Here is a 16,876-nt window from a genome sequence, read left to right on the forward strand (position 1 = left end):
ACCATATGGGCTGCCAGGGTGCAGGTCGGGATATATTGCGGGGTCAGGCCGCTTTGTGCGGCGAAACGGCGACGCGGGTCCAGATGTCCAGCGTCTCGCCGGGAGAAAGCACCTTCAGGCCGTAGGCGTCCGGCCGGTCGGGCAGGTTGAAGGCATCGACGGGATGGCTCACCGGCTCGAAGCAGAAGAAGTCTGCATCGGCGGCGGGCGAGAAGACCACATATTGGCCCAGCGCCTCGCTTGCCTCGACCTCGGCCCGCAGCCCGCGCGCCGGCCAGTCGATACGCGCCTTGCCGTCCCAGCCGTCAAACCAGTTGTTGATCCAGCGCGGCGGCAGGGGCCGCGGCACGTTGAAATCCATATCCGGATGCGCTGCGACGGGCGCGTAGGCCTTCGGAAGATGGTCGTCGCGCTCCAGCCAGACGCCCTTCGACGGCGCGGCGAGCGTCGTATCCGCATCGCGCACGAACCAGGGATGGAAGCCGGCGCCGTAGGGCAGCCGCGTTTCGGCGCGGTTGACAAGGCTCAGTTCCATCACGAGACCGGCGCCTTCAAGGCGATAGGACATCGTCGCCTCGTAGCGGAACGGCCCCGGCCCGTCCGATGATAATGTCAAGGTGATGGAATCGTCGCTCCGGGAGACCTCCGTCCATGCGGCGGAAAAACCGTTGCCGTGGATCGGATAGGGCTCCGTCTCCATATTGCGCGGCAGGGCGTGAAAGGCACCGTCGAAGGTAAAGCCGCCGCCGGAGACCCGGCCGGAAAACGGCACGAGAAGGATGTTGGAAAGCGCGAAAGGATGGGCCGTGGCGGGATCGACCGTGCGGAAGACCGGCAGCCAGGCGCCGCCGTGCCGGACATCGAAGCATGTCAGGCCGGCGCCGAGATCGGGCCGCACGCGGATGCGCGCCGCCCCGTTATCGAGTTCGACCGCCATCACCAGCCGCCGTCGATCGCGATGTTCTGGCCGGAAATCATGTCGGAGGCCGGCGAGACGAGGAAGTGCACGAGATCGGCGACATCCGCCGGCTGGATGCGCGCCTTCAGCGACTGGTTTTCGAGGATCCAGTCATTGTACTGCTGCAGGCGATCGGCGAAGACGCGGGCCTCCGCCTCGGACACCACCGCGCCCGGCGAGACCGCGTTGACGCGCACGCCATGCGGCCCGAGCTCGCGCGCCAGCGATTTTGTCAGGCCCAGCATCGCGCCCTTCGAGGCGACATAGGGCACGTAACCGTCCCAGCGCCCGTTCAGGGTGACCGAGCAGAAATTGACGATCTTGCCGTAGCGCTTTTCCTTCATCGCCGGCGCGACCGCCCGGGCAAGCGCGAAGGCGGCGGAGGAATTGACGCGGACCTGGTCCTCGTATTCCTCCAGCGAAAAATCCTCGAACGGCTTGTTGATGATCAGCGCCGCATTGTTGATGAGGATATCGATGCCGCCATGCTCGCGCGAAAGCGATGCCGCCCGCCGTTCCGCCGCGGCAAGGTCGTTCAGGTCCTCGCCGACATAGGCTGCCTTCACATCATGTGTCGCGGCAATATCCGCCGCAAAGGCCTCGCCGCCTTGGGCGCCCGGCCGATCCAGCAGCAGGAGGCTGGCGCCGGCCCGGGCGAGCCGCGCGGCCTGGGCGCGGCCGAGCGTGCCGAGCGCGCCGGTGATGAGGACGGTCTTTCCCGAAAGCTCTGTCATGGTCTCCTCACAGAAGGGCGTGGACCTCGTCGATCGAGGTCGCAGCGGTCGGCTTGTCGAAGACGATCTCGCCGCGCGCCATGGCGACGATGCGGTCGCAGGACTGGAAGACGTGCTGCATGTTGTGCGAGATGAAGATGCCGGTGAGACCCTGCGCCTTCAGGCCGCGCACGAAGCCGATCACCTTGTCCGTCTCCTTGACGGAAAGATGGTTGGTCGGCTCGTCGAGGATCAGCACCTTCGACTTGAAATGCATGGCGCGGGCAATCGCCACGCCCTGCCGCTGGCCGCCGGACAGTTCGCCGACCAAGGCATCCGGCGAGCGCAGGTGCAGGTCGACATCGGCTATGGCCTGCACGCTTTCGGCGCGCATGCGCTTCTGGTCCATGAGGCCGAAGCCGAAGACCGACCATTTCAACGGCTCGCGGCCGATGAAGAGATTGCGGGCGATCGACATGGTCGGGACCATGGAATTGTACTGGTAGATCGTCTCCAGCCCGTGGCGCATCGCATCCTTCGGGCTGCGCAGGTCCACCCTCCTGCCCTCGATCAGCACCTCGCCGGAATCCTGGTGATGCACGCCGGAGAGGATCTTGATCAGCGTCGACTTGCCGGCGCCGTTATCGCCGACAAGGCCGACGGTCTCGCCGGGATGGATGATGAGGTTGACGTTCTTCAGCGCGTGTACGCCGCTGTACCATTTCTGCAGGTTGCGGCATTCGATGACCGGTGTCGTCACTTGTGCGCCTCCACCTTGATCTTGCGGGACATCTTCCCCATCCAGGCATTGGCGATCACCGCGAACATGGTGAGCACGCCGATGGCGAACTTGAACCAGTTGGCATCGACGCGCGACAGCACGAGGCCGTTGTCGATGGTGCGGATGAGCAGCGTGCCGATGATGGCGCCGAAGACCGTGCCGATACCGCCGGCAAGCGCCGTGCCGCCGATGACGGCGGCGGCAACCGCCTGCAACTCCAGCCCCTCGCCGATCGAGGGCAGCGGCGAGCCGAGGCGCAGCACCTGGAGCAGGCCCGCAAAGCCGGCAAGCACCGAGCAGAGCATGAAGCAGACGATCTTCACGCGCTTGACGGGAATGCCCATCGAGGCCGCCGCCTCGTTGAAGCCGCCGGTGGCGCGGATCCAGTTGCCGAAATTGGTAAGCGACAGGAGCGCCGCGGCAAGAACGGCGATGCCGACGAACCAGACGAAGGACATGCGGAAGAGCGCGCCCTGCCAGATATAGTCCGTGAAGAGCCAGGTCGGCAGGTCGGAGGGCAGGAGCGGCGGAAAGCCGCCGGATATGACGATGGTGAGCGAGCGGGCGATGAACAGCATGCCGAGCGTGGTGATGAAGCTCGGGATCGAGAATTGCAGCGTCACATAGCCGTTGATGAAGCCGATCACCGCGCAAATCGCAAGGCCGAGCAGCACGGCGGCGGTGAAGGGCACGCCTGAATTGAGGATCACCGCCATCGACATCGGCATCAGCGCGAAGACGGAGCCGACCGACAGGTCGAATTCGCCGCAGATCATCAGGATCGTCACGCCGATGGCGACGAGCGCCATTTCCGGCAGGAGGCCCATGACGCCGCGCACGTTCTCGAAGGAGAGAAGCACGCCGTTCGACTTCACCTGGAAGACGGCAAGGAGGACGATCAGGAGGGCAAGGCCCGCAAGCTCCGGCTTGTCGAGATAGATTTTCAGAAACCGCTTCATGGGCTCCACTCGTGCTTCGGTGCCCCGCCCGAGCGGCAAGGCACCGGTTTCCCATAGGAGCGCCGAATCAGCGCAGGCCCTGCTTTGCCATTTCCAGGATCGTCGGCACGTCCTTGGGCGTGACGATGCCCTGCCCCGTGTCGATGTCCGACGGCGTCAGGCCGGCAGTCTTCCACAGATAGGCCTGCATGACCGGCATGAAGCCCTGCATGTAGGGCTGCTGGTCGACCTGCACCTGCACATAGCCGGCCTCCATCTGCTGCAGGACCTCCGGCACGAGGTCGAAGCCGCCGAGCAGCACCTTGCCGGGCTCGATGCCGCGGTCCTTCAGCACCTTGGCGACGCCGGCATGCCAGTAGCCGGTGTCGAAATAGGCCGTGGTGTCCGGGTTGGCGTTGAGATAGGCGCCGATGCGGTCGGCGGTCAGCGCGAGATCGGTGGCCGAATCGATGCGCGTGATGGTGATCTCGCGGTCGGCATGCTCGGCCTTGTACTCTTCCAGGAACTTCATCACGCCGCCGGCGCGCTGCTCGGACCAGGTCTGGCCCGGCGCATTGACGCCGACCAGCAGGTTGAGCGGGCCTTCCTTGGGGAAATTCTCCGACTGCGCCTTGGCGAGCGAATAGCCGGCCGCGGTGAAGCCCTGGCCGATGAAGGCCTTGCGGGCGTTGCCGTTAGCGCCTTCGCTGTCGTCCACATTGACGGCGAGCACGAGAATGCCGGAATCGACGGCTTCCTTGATCACATTGTCATAGGCGTTGTTGTCGACGATCGCGACGAAGATCGCATCCGGCCTGGAGGCGATGGCCGCCTGAAGATTGGCGACGGCCTGCTCGACCGAGCCTTCGGTCTGCGTGAGGATCAGCTGGCACGAGGCCCCGACCTTCCCGCAGGCGTCGTCATAGCCCTTCTTGACCGATTGCCAGAAGGTGTTCGAGGCGGACGAGTGGCTGATGAAGGCGATATTGAGGCCTTCCGCGCTGGCGCCCGAGGCCATCAGCCCCAGCCCGAGGCCCGTTCCTGCAAGAAATTTCCGGATCATCATGATGCGTACCTCCCGTTGAACATCAATCGTTGTCGTCCCGGCGTCACGCCACGCCGTCGAAGAATTCCGTGCGCGCCCGGGCGATCTCGGGCAGCGATTTGAGGATCTCGCGCAGATGCGTGCGCAATGCCGTCTCGGCCTTGCCGACGTCGCCGGCGGCGATCGCATCGACGATGCGTTCGTGCTGGTCGATCAGCCGGCCGATCTGGATGTCGTCGACGCTGAGGAAGCGGACGCGGTCCATCTGCGCCTTGACGCTTTCGATGACGCTCCAGGCATAGGCGCGGCCCGCGGCCGCCGCGAGCGTGTGGTGGAAGAGTTCGTCGAGCCGCAGGAAGGCGGCGCGGTCGTCCTGCGGCACCTGCTTCTGCCTTGCGATCTGGTCGCGCAGCTCCCGCACGGTCCCGGCCGTGTGCTCGCCGGCGACCTGGCGCACGATATCGGCCTCGATCGCCTCGCGCACGAAGCGCACGTCCATCACGGAGGCGGTGGAGATCCGCGTCACATAGGTGCCGCGCTGCGGCAGGACCTGAACAAGGCCCTCCTCCGACAGCTTGATGAAGGCTTCGCGCACCGGCTGGCGGCTGATCGACAGGCTTTTGGCGATCTCGGCCTCGGAGATGCGCTCGCCCGGCGTCAGCTCGGCCTGAATGATCTGCTCGCGCAGGATGCGGTAGACCTGAGGTCCGACGGCTTCGGCGGCCGAAAGAACGCGCTGCGGTTTGATGTTCTGCATTCCGGCCTCCTCCATCCCGTTACAGGCTACTAGCCTACTACCATACAAGTCAAGTGGTCAGCGTTACGAGATCACTCCAGTGCCGAAGTCCGGCGCGAGACGTCGAATTTCCGGTCGAGATCCGGCGCGAGATCGACGCCGTGGCCCGGCCCGGGGGGAACGGTGATCATGCCGTTCGCCACGGTCGGCAGCTGCGTCGTCAGCTCGGCGTACCAGGTCTTGTAATAGGCGCGGACGCTTTCCTGCACGAGCGCGTTCGGCGCGTTCAGCGACAGGTGCGTCGAGGCGGCGAGCACGACGGGACCGGTGCAGTCATGCGGGGCGACCGGCAGATGCCAGGCCTCCGCCATGGTGGCGATCTTCTTGGCCTCGGAAAGGCCGCCGCACCAGGAAAGGTCGAGCATGACGACACCGGCGGCATCCGTCTCCATCAGGTCGCGGAAGGCCCAGCGGGTGGCGAGCGTCTCCGAGGCGCAGAGCGGCGCGCGGCTCGCCGCCGCATAGCGCTTGAGGCTGGAGAGCGAATCCATCTTGATCGGGTCCTCGTGCCAGAAAGTGGCGTAGGGCTCGAGCGCCCGGGCGATCTGGATGGCCGGGGTGAGTTGCCACATGGAGTGGAACTCGACCATGATGTCCATGCAGTCGCCGACGCGCTTGCGGATCTTCTCGAAGGGTTCGAGCGCCTTGCGCAGGTCCGGCCCGGAAATGTACTGGCCGCCGCTCTTTTCCGCCGCGATGTCGAACGGCCAGATCTTCATGGCCGTGATGCCCTCCGACAGGAGGTCTTCGGCAAGCTCGTCCGCCCGCTCCAGGAAGCCGTTGAGGTCGTCATGGTCGCGCCGCGGGCCGCCGATGCCGTAATTGCCGGTCTGCTGGCCCTTCGCCTCGCGCATGTAGGTATTGCCGGCGCAGGTGTTGTAGGTGCGGATCTCGCGCCGCGAGAAACCGCCGAGCAACTGGGCGATCGGCAGGTTCGTCGCCTTGCCGAAGAGGTCCCACAGGCCGATATCCACGGCTGAATTGCCGCGCATCTCCGCCCCCGTCGAGCGGAAGCCGAGATAGCCCGTCAGGTCCTTCGAGATGCGGTCGATCTCCAGGGGATCGCGGCCGAGCAGCTTCGGCGCCACGACCTCGTGGATGTAGGCCTCCACCGTCGCGGCCATGAAGAAGGTCTCGCCGAGCCCGACAAGGCCCTCGTCGGTGTGGATGCGCACCCAGAGGATGTTGGGAAAGTCGCGGGCGCGGACGGTTTCGAACGCGGTGATCTTCATGCTCAATACACTCCCGCCGCCAGCAGCGCCTTCACCGTCAGATCGAAATGCTCGACCATCGCCTGCTCGCCCGTCGTCGGGTCGCCATTGGCGATGGCCCGGGCGATGGTCATGTGGCCGTCGATGCTTTCCTGCCGCGTCTCGTTGCTGGCGCGGCTTGCCCAGCCGATCGGCCAGGTCTGGCGCGTCACCACATGGAACGAGCCGACGATCAGCGAGAACATCGGATTGCGCGACGCCGCGCCGATCGCCTCGTGGAAGGCGATGTCGTGCTCCATCACCTTTTGCGGCGCGTCGAAATCCCGCTGCATCGCCTCGGCCAGCGCGACGATCGCGGCGGCCTCGCGGTCCGTGCGGCGCATCGCGGCGAGCACGACCGTCCGGCGCTCCACCGTGCGGCGGACATCGAAAATCTGCTGGATCGTCACCTGGTCGGTGTGCACGGCATGGTCGGTGACCAGCGCCAGCACGTCCGCCCTCGGCGCGTCCACCCGCGGACGACGGCCGTTGCCGATATCGATCAGCGTCAGCGCGGACAGCGAACGATAGGCCTCGCGCACGATGCCGCGGGAAACGCCGAGCTTTTCCGCAAAGGCGCCCTCGCTCGGCAGCCAGTCGCCGACCTGCAGGCCGTTTTCGCGGATGTGGATCCGGACGGCATCCATGACGCCGCCAAGCAGACCTTCGCCACCCTTCTGCCCGCCGGCCGCATCCGGTTCCGACTTCGATTCCATCCCGTCGCCTCCTACCTATCATATAGGTACTTAGTGACCTTGAATTAGATTCACTCTCAGCTATTGTCAACGTGAATTTGGCGGATGCGGGAGGGCTGCGCGTGAAGGCAAGGATCGAATACGCCGCGGGCGACATCGTCGGCGAAAGCATCATCTGGTCCGGCGAGGAAGAGGCGCTCTACTGGGTGGATATCGGCGGCAAGCGCATCCACCGCCATGAGCCGCGCAGCGGCGAGCATGCCGCCTGGCCGGCGCCGGATTTCCCGACGTCGATCGGCCTTCGCGCCTCCGGCGGCTTCATCGTCGGGCTGCGCCGCGAGGTCGCCTTCTGGCGGCCGGGCGAAGCCTTCGAGACCTTTGCTGTGCCAGAGCCGGACCTTGCCGACAACCGGCTGAACGAAGGCCGCGTCGCGCCCGACGGCTCCTTCTGGGTCTCCACCATGCAGAACAATCTCAACCCGGACGGCTCGCCCCGGGCGATGGACCGCAAGTCCGGCGCCATCTACCGGATCGACCCCACAGGCACCGTCACGCAGCTCACGCCGCGCGAATACGGCATCACCAACACGATGGGCTGGACGCGCGACGGACGCTTCCTCTTCGCCGATACGCCGGAAAACGAAATCTACGCCTTCGCCTACGACCCCGCCGCAAGGACGATCAGCGACCGGCGCACCATCGTCAGCGGCTTCGAGCGCGGCCTGCCGGACGGCTCCTGCATGGATGCCGAGGACACGCTGTGGAACTGCCGCGTGGTCGGCGGCGCCTCGGTCGCACGCTTTACCGCCGATGGCGCGCTGCTGGCGCTGGCGGAACTGCCCGTCACCTGGCCGACGAGCTGCACCTTCGGCGGCCCGGACCTCTCCACCCTCTACGTCACCTCCGCCCGCTTCACGATGAGCGCCGAGCACCTTGCCGCAAATCCGGCGGAGGGCAGCCTCGTTGCGATTGACGGGGCCGGCGCCGGCGTTCCCGAACCGAGATTCGCCGGCTGACACTCGTCGAGAAATCCCGGTTGACAATCTGGTATGGTAGAATGTTAGTTAAGCCGAGCGGGAAGGAGAACGACCATGAGCGCGGATGAATTTTCCGGCAGGAGCATCATCGTGACCGGCGGCAGCCTCGGCATGGGCCGGGCCTGCGCGGAACGGTTCGCGGGTGCCGGCGGCAGGGTCCTCGTCGTCGCGAACGATGCCGCATCGGTGGACGAGGCCGTCGCGGCGATCGGGCCGAACGCCTCCGGCTTCGTCGGCGACGTGCGCCGGGCGGACGACATGGAGCGCGCCGTCGCCACGGCCGTGGCGCGCCATGGCGGCCTCGACGTGCTCGCCTGCTGCGCCGGCATCCAGCGCTACGGCACGGTCGTCGACACGCCGGAAGATGTCTGGGACGACGTCTTCGACATCAACCTGAAGGGCATCTACCTCGCCTCCCGCTTCGCCATCCCCGAAATGCGCAAGCGCGGCGGCGGGGCGATCGTCGCGATCTCCTCCGTGCAGGCCTATGCCTCGCAGGCGGGCGTCGCGGCCTATACGGCCAGCAAGGGCGCGATCAACGCCTTGGTGCGTGCGATGGCGCTCGACCATGCGGCGGAGAACATCACGGTCAACGCCGTCTGCCCCGCCTCCGTCGACACGCCGATGCTGCGCTGGGCGGCGGACCTGTGGAAGGGCGAGCACAGCCAGGACGAGACGATCGCGCTGTGGGGCAAGGGCCATCCGGTCGGCCGGGTGGGAAAACCCTCCGAGATCGCCGATCTCGTCGCCTTCCTCGCCAGCGACAAGGCCCGTTTCATCACGGGCGCGGACATCAAGATCGATGGCGGCACGATGGCCAAGCTCGGCATCGTCCTGCCCGAATGAACGAGAACCGGAGACCCGCCATGAAACGGCCCGTCATCACCGACATCCGCGCCACCACCGTGACGGTGCCGCTCGAGGCGCCGCTGCGCCATTCCAACGGCGCCCATTGGGGACGCTTCGTGCGCACCATCGTGGAGGTCGAGACCGATGTCGGCCTCGTCGGGCTCGGCGAGATGGGCGGCGGCGGCGAAAGCGCCGAGGCCGCCTTCCGGGCGCTGAAGCCCTATCTCGTCGGCCACGATCCGTTCGAGCTGGAGCAGCTCCGCTTCAAGATCTGCAATCCGACCGCCAGCCTCTACAACAACCGCACGCAGATGCATGCGGCCATCGAGTTCGCCTGCCTCGACATCATGGGCAAGTTCCTCGACGTGCCGGTCTACGATCTTCTCGGCGGCAGGATGCGCGATGCGGTGGGCTTTGCCAGCTACCTGTTCTTCCGCCTGCCGAACAAGGAGACGGGCGCGGGCGAGATCCGCACCGCCGACCAGCTCATCGACCAGGCGCTCAGCCTCAAGAAGACGCACGGCTTCACCGCCCACAAGCTGAAGAGCGGTGTCTTTCCACCGGATTACGAGCTGGAGGTCTACCGGGCGCTGGCCAAGGCCGTCGGCACCGACAGCGTGCGCTACGACCCCAATGCCGCCTTCACGGTGGAGGAGGCGATCCGTTTCGCCAAGGGCATCGAGGACCTCAACAACGACTATTACGAGGACCCGACCTGGGGCCTCAACGGCATGCGCCGCGTGCGCGAGAACACGCATATGCCGCTCGCCACCAACACGATCGTCGTCAATTTCGAGCAGCTTGCCACCAATGTCCTGGCGCCGGCCTGCGACGTCATCCTGCTCGACACGACCTTCTGGGGCGGCATCCGGCCCTGCATCAAGGCGGCCGCCGTCTGCGAGACCTTCCAGCTCGGCATCGCCGTGCACTCCTCCGGCGAGCTCGGCATCCAGCTCGCCACCATGCTGCATCTCGGCGCGGTGCTGCCGAACCTCGTCTTCACCGGCGATGCGCACTACCACCAGCTCGTCGACGACGTGATCGTCGGCGGCCCGATGCGCTATGTCGACGGCAAGATCGCCGTGCCCACCGCCCCCGGCCTCGGCATCACGCTCGACCGCGACAAGCTCGGCCAATATTCCGATCTCTACAAGTCGCTGGGCGGCTACGCCTATGACCGCGACCCCGCCCGCCCCGGCTGGTTCTCGACCGTGCCGAACACGCGCTGGGCCGACCCGGCCGACGACCGGATCGTGGATTACTGAGCCGGATCGTCCCCGAAACCGTCGAGCAGGCCGATATCGGCCGGCATGCCGGGCCGGAGGAAGCCGACGTTTTCCTCCAGTCCCATCAGGCGGCTCGGGTTTGCCGTCGCCATCCTCAACGCGTCTTCGAGGGAGATGACCACCGCATCTGCCGGTCGCCCTCGGCGGCAGCTGCGACAAGCGCGTCCGGAACGTATCGACGTCCCAAAGGTCGGCCTTCGGGGACCTCAATGGAAGTCGCGGGATTTGACGCGGATGGTCTGCACCGCCTCGCGGGCTTGCGGCTGCGCGGCATCGCCACGCCGGCCGATGGTGGCGAAGTCGGCCGAAAGATCGGTAAGGTGCTGCACGACGATATGCACCACCTCGCCCTCCCGCTGGATGTAACCTTTGACGCCGATCATTGGCGCGCCCATCACGATGGGGCGATAGGCGAGGAAGACCTTGCGCCAGACGACGAGGTTGGCGATGCCCGTCTCATCCTCGATCGTCACGAAGATGACACCCTTGGCCGAGCCCGGCTGCTGGCGGACGAGCACGATGCCGGCCGTCTCGACCTTCTGGCGATCGCGAAGCCGCGTCGCTTCGGCGCAGGAAAGCAGGCGGCGGCGGGCGAGGCCCTCCCGCAGGAAGCTCACCGGATGGGCCCGGAGCGTCAGGCCGACGCGGCCATAGTCCTCCACCACCTCGCCGCCCGTCGCCATGGGTCGCAATGCCACCACCGGTTCCGTCAATTCCGGCAGGGCCGCGGCCTCCCGCTCGGCCGCCGCGGAAAACAGCGGCAGCGGCTCGTCCCGCAAGCCGCGGATCGTCCACAAGGCCTCGCGCCGGGAAAGCCCGAGCGACGGCCGGAAGGCATCCGCCTCGGCAAGCCGCACCAGCGTGTCGGATGCGAGTTCCGTGCGGCGCCAGAGGTCATCGACCGAGGCAAACGGCGCCTCGCCCCTTGCTGCAAGAAAACCGCCCATCTCCTTGTTGTCGAGGCCCTTGACCATCCGCAGCCCGAGCCGCACGGCAAGCCGCCCCGCCTCGTCCGTCGGCTCCAGCGTGCAATCCCAGCGGCTGGCATTGATGCAGACCGGACGCACCTCCACCCCGTGCTCGCGCGCATCGCGCACGATCTGTGCCGGGGCGTAGAACCCCATCGGCTGGGAATTGAGCAGGGCGGCGCAGAAGACGTCCGGGTGATGGCATTTCATCCAGGCGGAGGCATAGGCGATGATCGCGAAACTGTAGGCGTGGCTTTCCGGGAAACCGTAGGAGCCGAACCCTTCGAGCTGGCGGCAGATACGTTCGGCGAAATCGCGGGCATAGTCGTTCCTGACCATGCCTTCGATCAGTTCCTCACGGAATTTGTCGACCCCTCCGGTCTGCTTGAAGGTCGCCATTGCCCGGCGCAACTGGTCGGCCCGTCCCGGCTCAAAACCCGCACAGTCGATCGCCACCTGCATCGCCTGCTCCTGGAACAGCGGCACGCCAAGGGTTCTTTTCAGGACCTTCTCGAAAGCAGGCTTGGGATATTCCACGCTCTCCAATCCCTGTCGCCGCCGCAGATAGGGGTGCACCATGTCTCCCTGGATCGGCCCCGGCCGCACGATAGCCACCTGGATGACGATGTCGTAAAATTCCTTCGGCCTGAGGCGCGGCAGCATGGACATCTGCGCCCGGCTCTCGATCTGGAAGGTGCCGATCGTGTCGGCCTTGGAGATCATCTCGTAGGTCGGCAGATCGTCCGCGGGGATGCTGGCAAGCGTACGGCTCTCTCCCTTGTGCTCCCGCAGGAAATCGAAGGCGCGGCGCATGCAGGTGAGCATGCCGAGCGCCAGCACGTCGACCTTCATGAAGTTCAGGTACTCGATGTCGTCCTTGTCCCACTCGATCACCTGACGCTTATCCATGGCAGCCGGCTCGATCGGCACGAGATCGTCCAGCCGGTCGCGCGTCAGCACGAAACCGCCGGGGTGCTGCGAGAGGTGGCGTGGCGCGTTGATCAACTGGCGGGCAAGCTCGAACAGCAGCCGGAGGCGGCGGTCATCCACATTGAGCCCGGCCGCGTTCGCATGGCTTTGCGGGACGTCGTTGGACCAGCCCCAGACCTGCGAGGACAGCGCCTTCAACACATCCTCCGGCATGCCGAGCGCACGTCCGACATCCCGCATGGCCGCGCGCGAGCGATAACGGATGACGGTGGCGCAGAGCGCCGAGCGATCCTTGCCGTAGGTCTCGTAGATCCACTGGATCACCTCCTCCCGGCGCTCATGCTCGAAATCCACGTCGATATCGGGCGGCTCGCCGCGCTGCTCCGAGACGAAGCGCTCGAAGAGGAGGCTGCCATTCTCCATCGGGTCGATCGCCGTGATCTCAAGGACAAAGCAGACGGCGCTGTTTGCAGCCGATCCCCTGCCCTGGCAGAGGATCGGGACAGGCAGGTTGCGGGCATGGCGGACGATGGAGTTCACGGTGAGGAAATACGGCGCGTATTTCATCTTCTCGATGAGCCGCAATTCGTAAACGAGCTTACTGCGCACCTCCTCGGGCACGCCGCCGGGATAGCGCCTGGCCGCTCCCTCCCACGTATATTTCTCCAGCGCCTCCTGTGGCGTGAGGTGCGCATACTCCTTCTCGTCCGGATACTGATACATCAATTCGTCCAGCGAGAACCGGCAGCGCTCGACGATCTCCAGCGTCCGCCGCAGCGCCTCCGGGTAACGCGCGAAGAGACGGTGCATTTCCTCCGGGGGCTTGAGGTAGCGGTCGGCGTGGCGTTCGCGCAGGAAGCCGGCAGTGTCGATGGCGACGTTGTGGCGGATGCAGGTGACGACGTCCTGCAGCATGCGCCGGGCGGGCGCGTGGTAGAGCACGTCGTTGGTGACGACGGTGGGCACGCCATGGCGGGCAGCGAGGTTGGAGAGGTCGAACAGCCGCAACTGGTCGTTCGGCCGGCGGCGGAGCGTGAGGGCGAGATAGCAGCGCTCCTTGAAATGCGTGTGCAGGCGGCGCAGCTGGAAGGCGGCGGTCTCGTCCGCCTCGTCCGGCACCAGCACGGCGAGGAGACCCTCGCTCCAGTCGACGACATCGGACCAGTCGAGATGGCACTTGCCCTTGCCGGCCCTCTCCTTGCCGATGGTGAGCAGGCGGCAGAGACGGCCATAGGCGGCGCGGTCGGTCGGATAGACGAGCAGCGACATGCCATCGACGAGGTCGAGCCGGCAGCCGACCACCAGCCGCACCGACGGGGCATCCTCCGGAAGCTCCCGCGACGCCTTGAAGGCCTGGACGACGCCGGCAAGGCTGTTGCGATCGACGACGGCAAGCGCCTCGATGCCAAGGGCGCTCGCCTGCGCGAACAGGTCCGCACAGCTGCTCGCCCCGCGCAGGAACGAGAAGTGGGACGTCACCTGAAGCTCGGCGTAGCGCGGATTCATGCGAAAATCCCGTGCAGGAACCAGCGACCGATGCCGCTTGCCACCTGCTCTTCGTTGCCGGAACGGAAGAGCCAGAAGCGCTCCCCCCCTGTGTCCTCGACCTGGAAATAATCCCGCACGGCCGCCAGCTCGGCATCGCGCTTCCACCATTCGCCGAAGATGCGCTCAGGCCCATCGGCCCGCTTGACCAGCCGCCGCACGCCGCGCCAGGTGAAGGAGGCGGGCGGATGGTCCGGCAGGAGCGCCATGACCTCCACCGGCTCCGGCAGGGCCAGGAGACGGGCGGGACGCGGCCAGCGGCTTGGCCAGGTCGTTCCCGTCTCGGGCGAAAGCGGCGGAATGCGGCGGAAGGAACGTTCCGGCACGTCGCTTTCGACCGGAGCGATGCGGTAGAGGCGCGCGGCACCGATGCGGTTGACGATCACGTCGACGAGGCCGGCAAGGTCCGCTTCCTCCGTCTCGATCAGGGAGGAGACGGCCTGTTGCAGGACGAGCGGTTCGGCCAGCGTCGCGGTCAGGTCCATGATCTCGATGCCGAAGCCGGGATCGATCGTCTCGATGCGGTCTGTCAGGAGCCGGATGAGCTGTCTTTCGTCGCGCGCGGGCCGCGCCGTGCCGATGCGGATCGCCTGCAGGGAATTGTCGACACGATGGAAGAGGAGATCGAGCCGGCGGGCGCCGAGGCCGCGTTTTTCCAGCGCCGCGCAGAGATCGCGCACGAGACCGGCCGTGTAGCGCGCGATGGTCTCGGGGGCGCCGATCGGCTCGCCGAAAACCTTGCGGACCGTGACGAGCTCCGGGTCGCGCAGCGGATCGACGGGTTCGGAAATCGTGCCCTGGAGCTGGTCGAGCCGGCGGCCGAGAAGCGGGCCGAAGCGCAGGACGAGCGGCGCGCGCGGCACGGCCAGCACATCCCCGATCGTGGAGAAGCCGAGCACATGAAGGCCCGTCACGGTTTCCGGCGGTATCCGCAATCCCGCGACCGGCAGGGGCGACACGGTCTCGCCGGCTTTGCCCGGCGGGAGGACGCATACGGGATCGGCGAGGAAGCGGGCGGCGGCATGGGCCGCACCCCAGCTGTCGGCGATGGCGGCACGGGCAAAGATGCCGGAGGCGGAGAGACGGTTGACGAGGCCGGTCAGCATGCGCGCCTCGCCGCCGTGCAGGTGATCGGCGCCGGTCGTGTCGATGACGAGGCCATCGGGCGGGTCCGGGGCGACGATGGGCGCATAGTGCTGCAGAGCCCAGAGCGCGAGGCGGCCCAGGGCGACGGCATCGGCCGCGGGATCGGCCGGCATGGTGGTAACGTCCGGCAGCAGCGCATGGGCCTTGGTGAGCGGCATGCCGACGCGCAGGCCCGCCTGCTCGGCCGGCCGGCTCACCGCCGTCAGGATGCGGCGCGCGCCGTCGCGGCCGACGAGCACGAGCCGGCTATCCGGCGGCGGCGCCGATGCGCCGAGCGCCCGTCGCAGGCGATCGATCGGCCAGCCGGGAAGAAAAAGCGATACGACCCTCGGCATCGGTGGCCTCCACGTCAAAGTCCGCCGCCTCGCCGGCCCGGCAGCGGGCCAGCTCCAGCAGCCATTGCGCCCGGCCGATGCCGGGCACGGGAAGGGGTGCGGAGGGCCGCACATGGACCCGCCAGCGCGTCACTGCGGCGGAGGGCTGCGCAAGGGCAGCCGCCTCCTTCCGGTGGCGGAAGCGGCGCAGGGCAAGGCCAAGCGTGCCGCCGGCCTCCGCGGCGAGCTGCAGGCGGCGCGAGGCGGACATCGACAGGCGCGCCACCTCGGCGACGACGGCGCCGAGCCCGCCATGGCGCAACCCCTCCTCGAAACAGAGCAGCAGGCTCTTCTCGTCGCCCGCCTCCACATAGAGGACGCGGCCGGGCGCAAGCCCCGCCTGCGCCAGCGCCGGCGCGAAAAGATCGGGCCGCGTGAGGCACCAGAGCACCTGCCCCTTCGTGCGCGCGGCGATGCCGGCGGCAAAGAGCATTGCGGCGCTGGCCTCGACGGCATCGTTGCCGCCGCCGCAGATCTCGTGCAGGCTGGCCAGCGCCAGCCCGCCGCCCGGCAGCCGCGCGTCGATCTCCGGCACGCCGAAGGGCAGCACCGCCCGGTCGCGCTGGGCGCGGCCGTCGAACTGCCGGATGCGGTCGCGCAGATCGGCGACAACGGCATGGACGGAGGCGGACATCGGCTTGGCGGGCTCCCGGCTGAAAGACAATATGTTCTCTATTTGTTCTCAAAACCCGCAAGAGTCAATCGCCCGGTCACGCCGGAAAGATCACAGTTTGAATCATCGTCGGGAACCAAGTGGCGCGGCAAAAGTTCTCCTTTCGCCATTCCATCAAATCCAGGAGACATGTCCATGGCTGACGAAAAGAGCACCGGCAAACGCACGCTCGGCGTCGTTGAGGGGCGCGACAACATTTCGGAAGACGCCCGTGCTGCTGCGGCCGAAGCAACGGTGAACGAACAGATCGAGGCGCTGAAGACGGAAATCAGCCGGCTGAAGGAATCCGCGGGGCTGATCGCCGAAGGCACCGGCCAGCTGGCGGTCGCCAAGGCGGAATCGCTGCGTGACGAGGTGCGCCAGACGATCCAGGCCAACCCGCTCGCCGCGCTGGCCGGCGCCGCCTTCATCGGCTATCTGTTCGGCCTTCGCCATCGGTGACATGCGTATCCCCGGGCCAGGCCCGGGGATACGGAGAAACCAAGGAAACCCGCGTCTTGCATCCGTTTCCTCACAGCATGAAAAAGCCCGGCGATGCCGGGCTTTCGTCTGTTCAGAACCAGCGCTGGCGGCGGGGCGGTTCGCTTTCGAGCGAGCCGAGCAGGTAACCGATGACGACGCCGGCAAGGCCTGCGGTCAGGACGACCGTCGAGAGCGCGGCCGGGTGTTCGCGCGCGGCCTGCGCGACGGCGGCGCCTTCGTTGCGTACATATTTCGTTGCCGAGCGGACGGCCGGTCGGGCAGCCTCCACGGCATTGCCGGCGCGATCGCGGATGGTCTCGTAGGCCTCGCTGCCGCGTTCGCCAAGGTCCTTCTGGAGCTGGGCGATCTCTGCGCGCAGGGCGGAAATCTGGGATTGGACGTCGTTGCTTGCCATTGCGGTCTCCTTGTC

17 protein-coding genes are annotated in these 16,876 nt (G+C 66.8%); 4 read left to right on the forward strand and 13 right to left on the reverse strand.

Going from position 1 to position 16,876, the window contains the following annotated elements; all coding sequences use genetic code 11:
• Positions 1–43 precede the first annotated feature (43 nt).
• The 8 genes from AABQ55_RS26090 to AABQ55_RS26125 all read right to left on the reverse strand — a co-directional run bounded on the left by AABQ55_RS26090 (position 44) and on the right by AABQ55_RS26125 (position 7,197).
• A complete protein-coding gene (locus tag AABQ55_RS26090; RefSeq protein ID WP_336314399.1) occupies positions 44–940 on the reverse strand; it encodes an aldose 1-epimerase in 897 nt (298 codons plus the stop codon).
• Positions 937–1,692 carry an SDR family oxidoreductase gene (locus tag AABQ55_RS26095; protein ID WP_272807940.1) on the reverse strand — a complete coding sequence of 252 codons (756 nt, stop codon included), beginning with the start codon at positions 1,690–1,692 and terminating at the stop codon, positions 937–939. Before AABQ55_RS26095 ends, AABQ55_RS26090 begins: the two co-directional genes overlap by 4 nt.
• A 7-nt stretch (positions 1,693–1,699) precedes the next feature.
• Positions 1,700–2,431 (reverse strand): ATP-binding cassette domain-containing protein, encoded by a 732-nt coding sequence (locus tag AABQ55_RS26100; RefSeq protein WP_272807939.1) that lies wholly within the window; start codon positions 2,429–2,431, stop codon positions 1,700–1,702.
• Complete coding sequence (locus tag AABQ55_RS26105; RefSeq protein WP_244766602.1) at positions 2,428–3,411, reverse strand: ABC transporter permease; 984 nt, start codon at positions 3,409–3,411, stop codon at positions 2,428–2,430. The genes AABQ55_RS26100 and AABQ55_RS26105 overlap by 4 nt, the downstream gene beginning before the upstream one ends.
• Before the next feature lie 67 nt (positions 3,412–3,478).
• A complete protein-coding gene (locus AABQ55_RS26110) occupies positions 3,479–4,453 on the reverse strand; it encodes a sugar ABC transporter substrate-binding protein (RefSeq protein ID WP_272808150.1) in 975 nt (324 codons plus the stop codon).
• 46 nt (positions 4,454–4,499) lie between these two features.
• Positions 4,500–5,192 carry a GntR family transcriptional regulator gene (locus AABQ55_RS26115; RefSeq protein WP_244766601.1) on the reverse strand — a complete coding sequence of 231 codons (693 nt, stop codon included), beginning with the start codon at positions 5,190–5,192 and terminating at the stop codon, positions 4,500–4,502.
• Positions 5,193–5,263: 71 nt separating this feature from the next.
• Positions 5,264–6,463 (reverse strand): mandelate racemase/muconate lactonizing enzyme family protein, encoded by a 1,200-nt coding sequence (locus AABQ55_RS26120; RefSeq protein WP_272807938.1) that lies wholly within the window; start codon positions 6,461–6,463, stop codon positions 5,264–5,266.
• Positions 6,464–6,465: 2 nt separating this feature from the next.
• Positions 6,466–7,197: a FadR/GntR family transcriptional regulator gene (locus tag AABQ55_RS26125; protein ID WP_272807937.1), complete on the reverse strand. Its 732-nt coding sequence runs from the start codon at positions 7,195–7,197 to the stop codon at positions 6,466–6,468.
• Positions 7,198–7,298: 101 nt separating this feature from the next.
• Here AABQ55_RS26125 and AABQ55_RS26130 point away from each other — a divergent pair, with 101 nt between their 5' ends.
• From AABQ55_RS26130 to AABQ55_RS26140, 3 genes are all read left to right on the forward strand, one after another.
• Positions 7,299–8,192: an SMP-30/gluconolactonase/LRE family protein gene (locus AABQ55_RS26130; protein ID WP_272807936.1), complete on the forward strand. Its 894-nt coding sequence runs from the start codon at positions 7,299–7,301 to the stop codon at positions 8,190–8,192.
• Between the two features lie 75 nt (positions 8,193–8,267).
• The gene (locus tag AABQ55_RS26135; RefSeq protein ID WP_272807935.1) at positions 8,268–9,059 is read left to right on the forward strand and encodes an SDR family NAD(P)-dependent oxidoreductase; all 792 of its coding nucleotides are present in this window, start codon (positions 8,268–8,270) and stop codon (positions 9,057–9,059) included.
• 20 nt (positions 9,060–9,079) lie between these two features.
• On the forward strand, positions 9,080–10,327 hold the full coding sequence (locus AABQ55_RS26140) for an enolase C-terminal domain-like protein (protein ID WP_272807934.1): 1,248 nt from the start codon (positions 9,080–9,082) through the stop codon (positions 10,325–10,327).
• Here the strand turns inward: AABQ55_RS26140 and AABQ55_RS26145 are convergent.
• From AABQ55_RS26145 to AABQ55_RS26160, 4 genes are all read right to left on the reverse strand, one after another.
• Entirely contained in the window at positions 10,321–10,470 is a 150-nt protein-coding gene (locus AABQ55_RS26145) for an amidohydrolase family protein (RefSeq protein WP_336314398.1), read from the reverse strand. The two genes, AABQ55_RS26140 and AABQ55_RS26145, sit on opposite strands and share 7 nt — an antisense overlap.
• A gap of 84 nt (positions 10,471–10,554) precedes the next feature.
• Positions 10,555–13,752, reverse strand: a complete 3,198-nt coding sequence (locus AABQ55_RS26150; RefSeq protein WP_272807933.1) for an error-prone DNA polymerase — start codon at positions 13,750–13,752, stop codon at positions 10,555–10,557.
• Complete coding sequence (locus AABQ55_RS26155; protein WP_272807932.1) at positions 13,749–15,272, reverse strand: DUF6504 family protein; 1,524 nt, start codon at positions 15,270–15,272, stop codon at positions 13,749–13,751. Before AABQ55_RS26155 ends, AABQ55_RS26150 begins: the two co-directional genes overlap by 4 nt.
• On the reverse strand, positions 15,184–15,945 hold the full coding sequence (locus AABQ55_RS26160; protein WP_272807931.1) for an ImuA family protein: 762 nt from the start codon (positions 15,943–15,945) through the stop codon (positions 15,184–15,186). Before AABQ55_RS26160 ends, AABQ55_RS26155 begins: the two co-directional genes overlap by 89 nt.
• Positions 15,946–16,119: 174 nt before the next feature.
• On the opposite strand from AABQ55_RS26160, the gene AABQ55_RS26165 reads away from it, so the two are divergent.
• Entirely contained in the window at positions 16,120–16,425 is a 306-nt protein-coding gene (locus AABQ55_RS26165) for a hypothetical protein (protein ID WP_244766593.1), read from the forward strand.
• A gap of 112 nt (positions 16,426–16,537) precedes the next feature.
• Here AABQ55_RS26165 and AABQ55_RS26170 read toward each other — a convergent pair whose 3' ends face one another.
• Positions 16,538–16,861, reverse strand: coding sequence for a hypothetical protein (locus AABQ55_RS26170; RefSeq protein WP_244766592.1), 324 nt, complete (start codon positions 16,859–16,861; stop codon positions 16,538–16,540).
• Positions 16,862–16,876 lie beyond the last annotated feature (15 nt).

The organism is Shinella sp. WSD5-1 (assembly GCF_963942435.1).
GTDB lineage: Bacteria > Pseudomonadota > Alphaproteobacteria > Rhizobiales > Rhizobiaceae > Shinella > Shinella yambaruensis.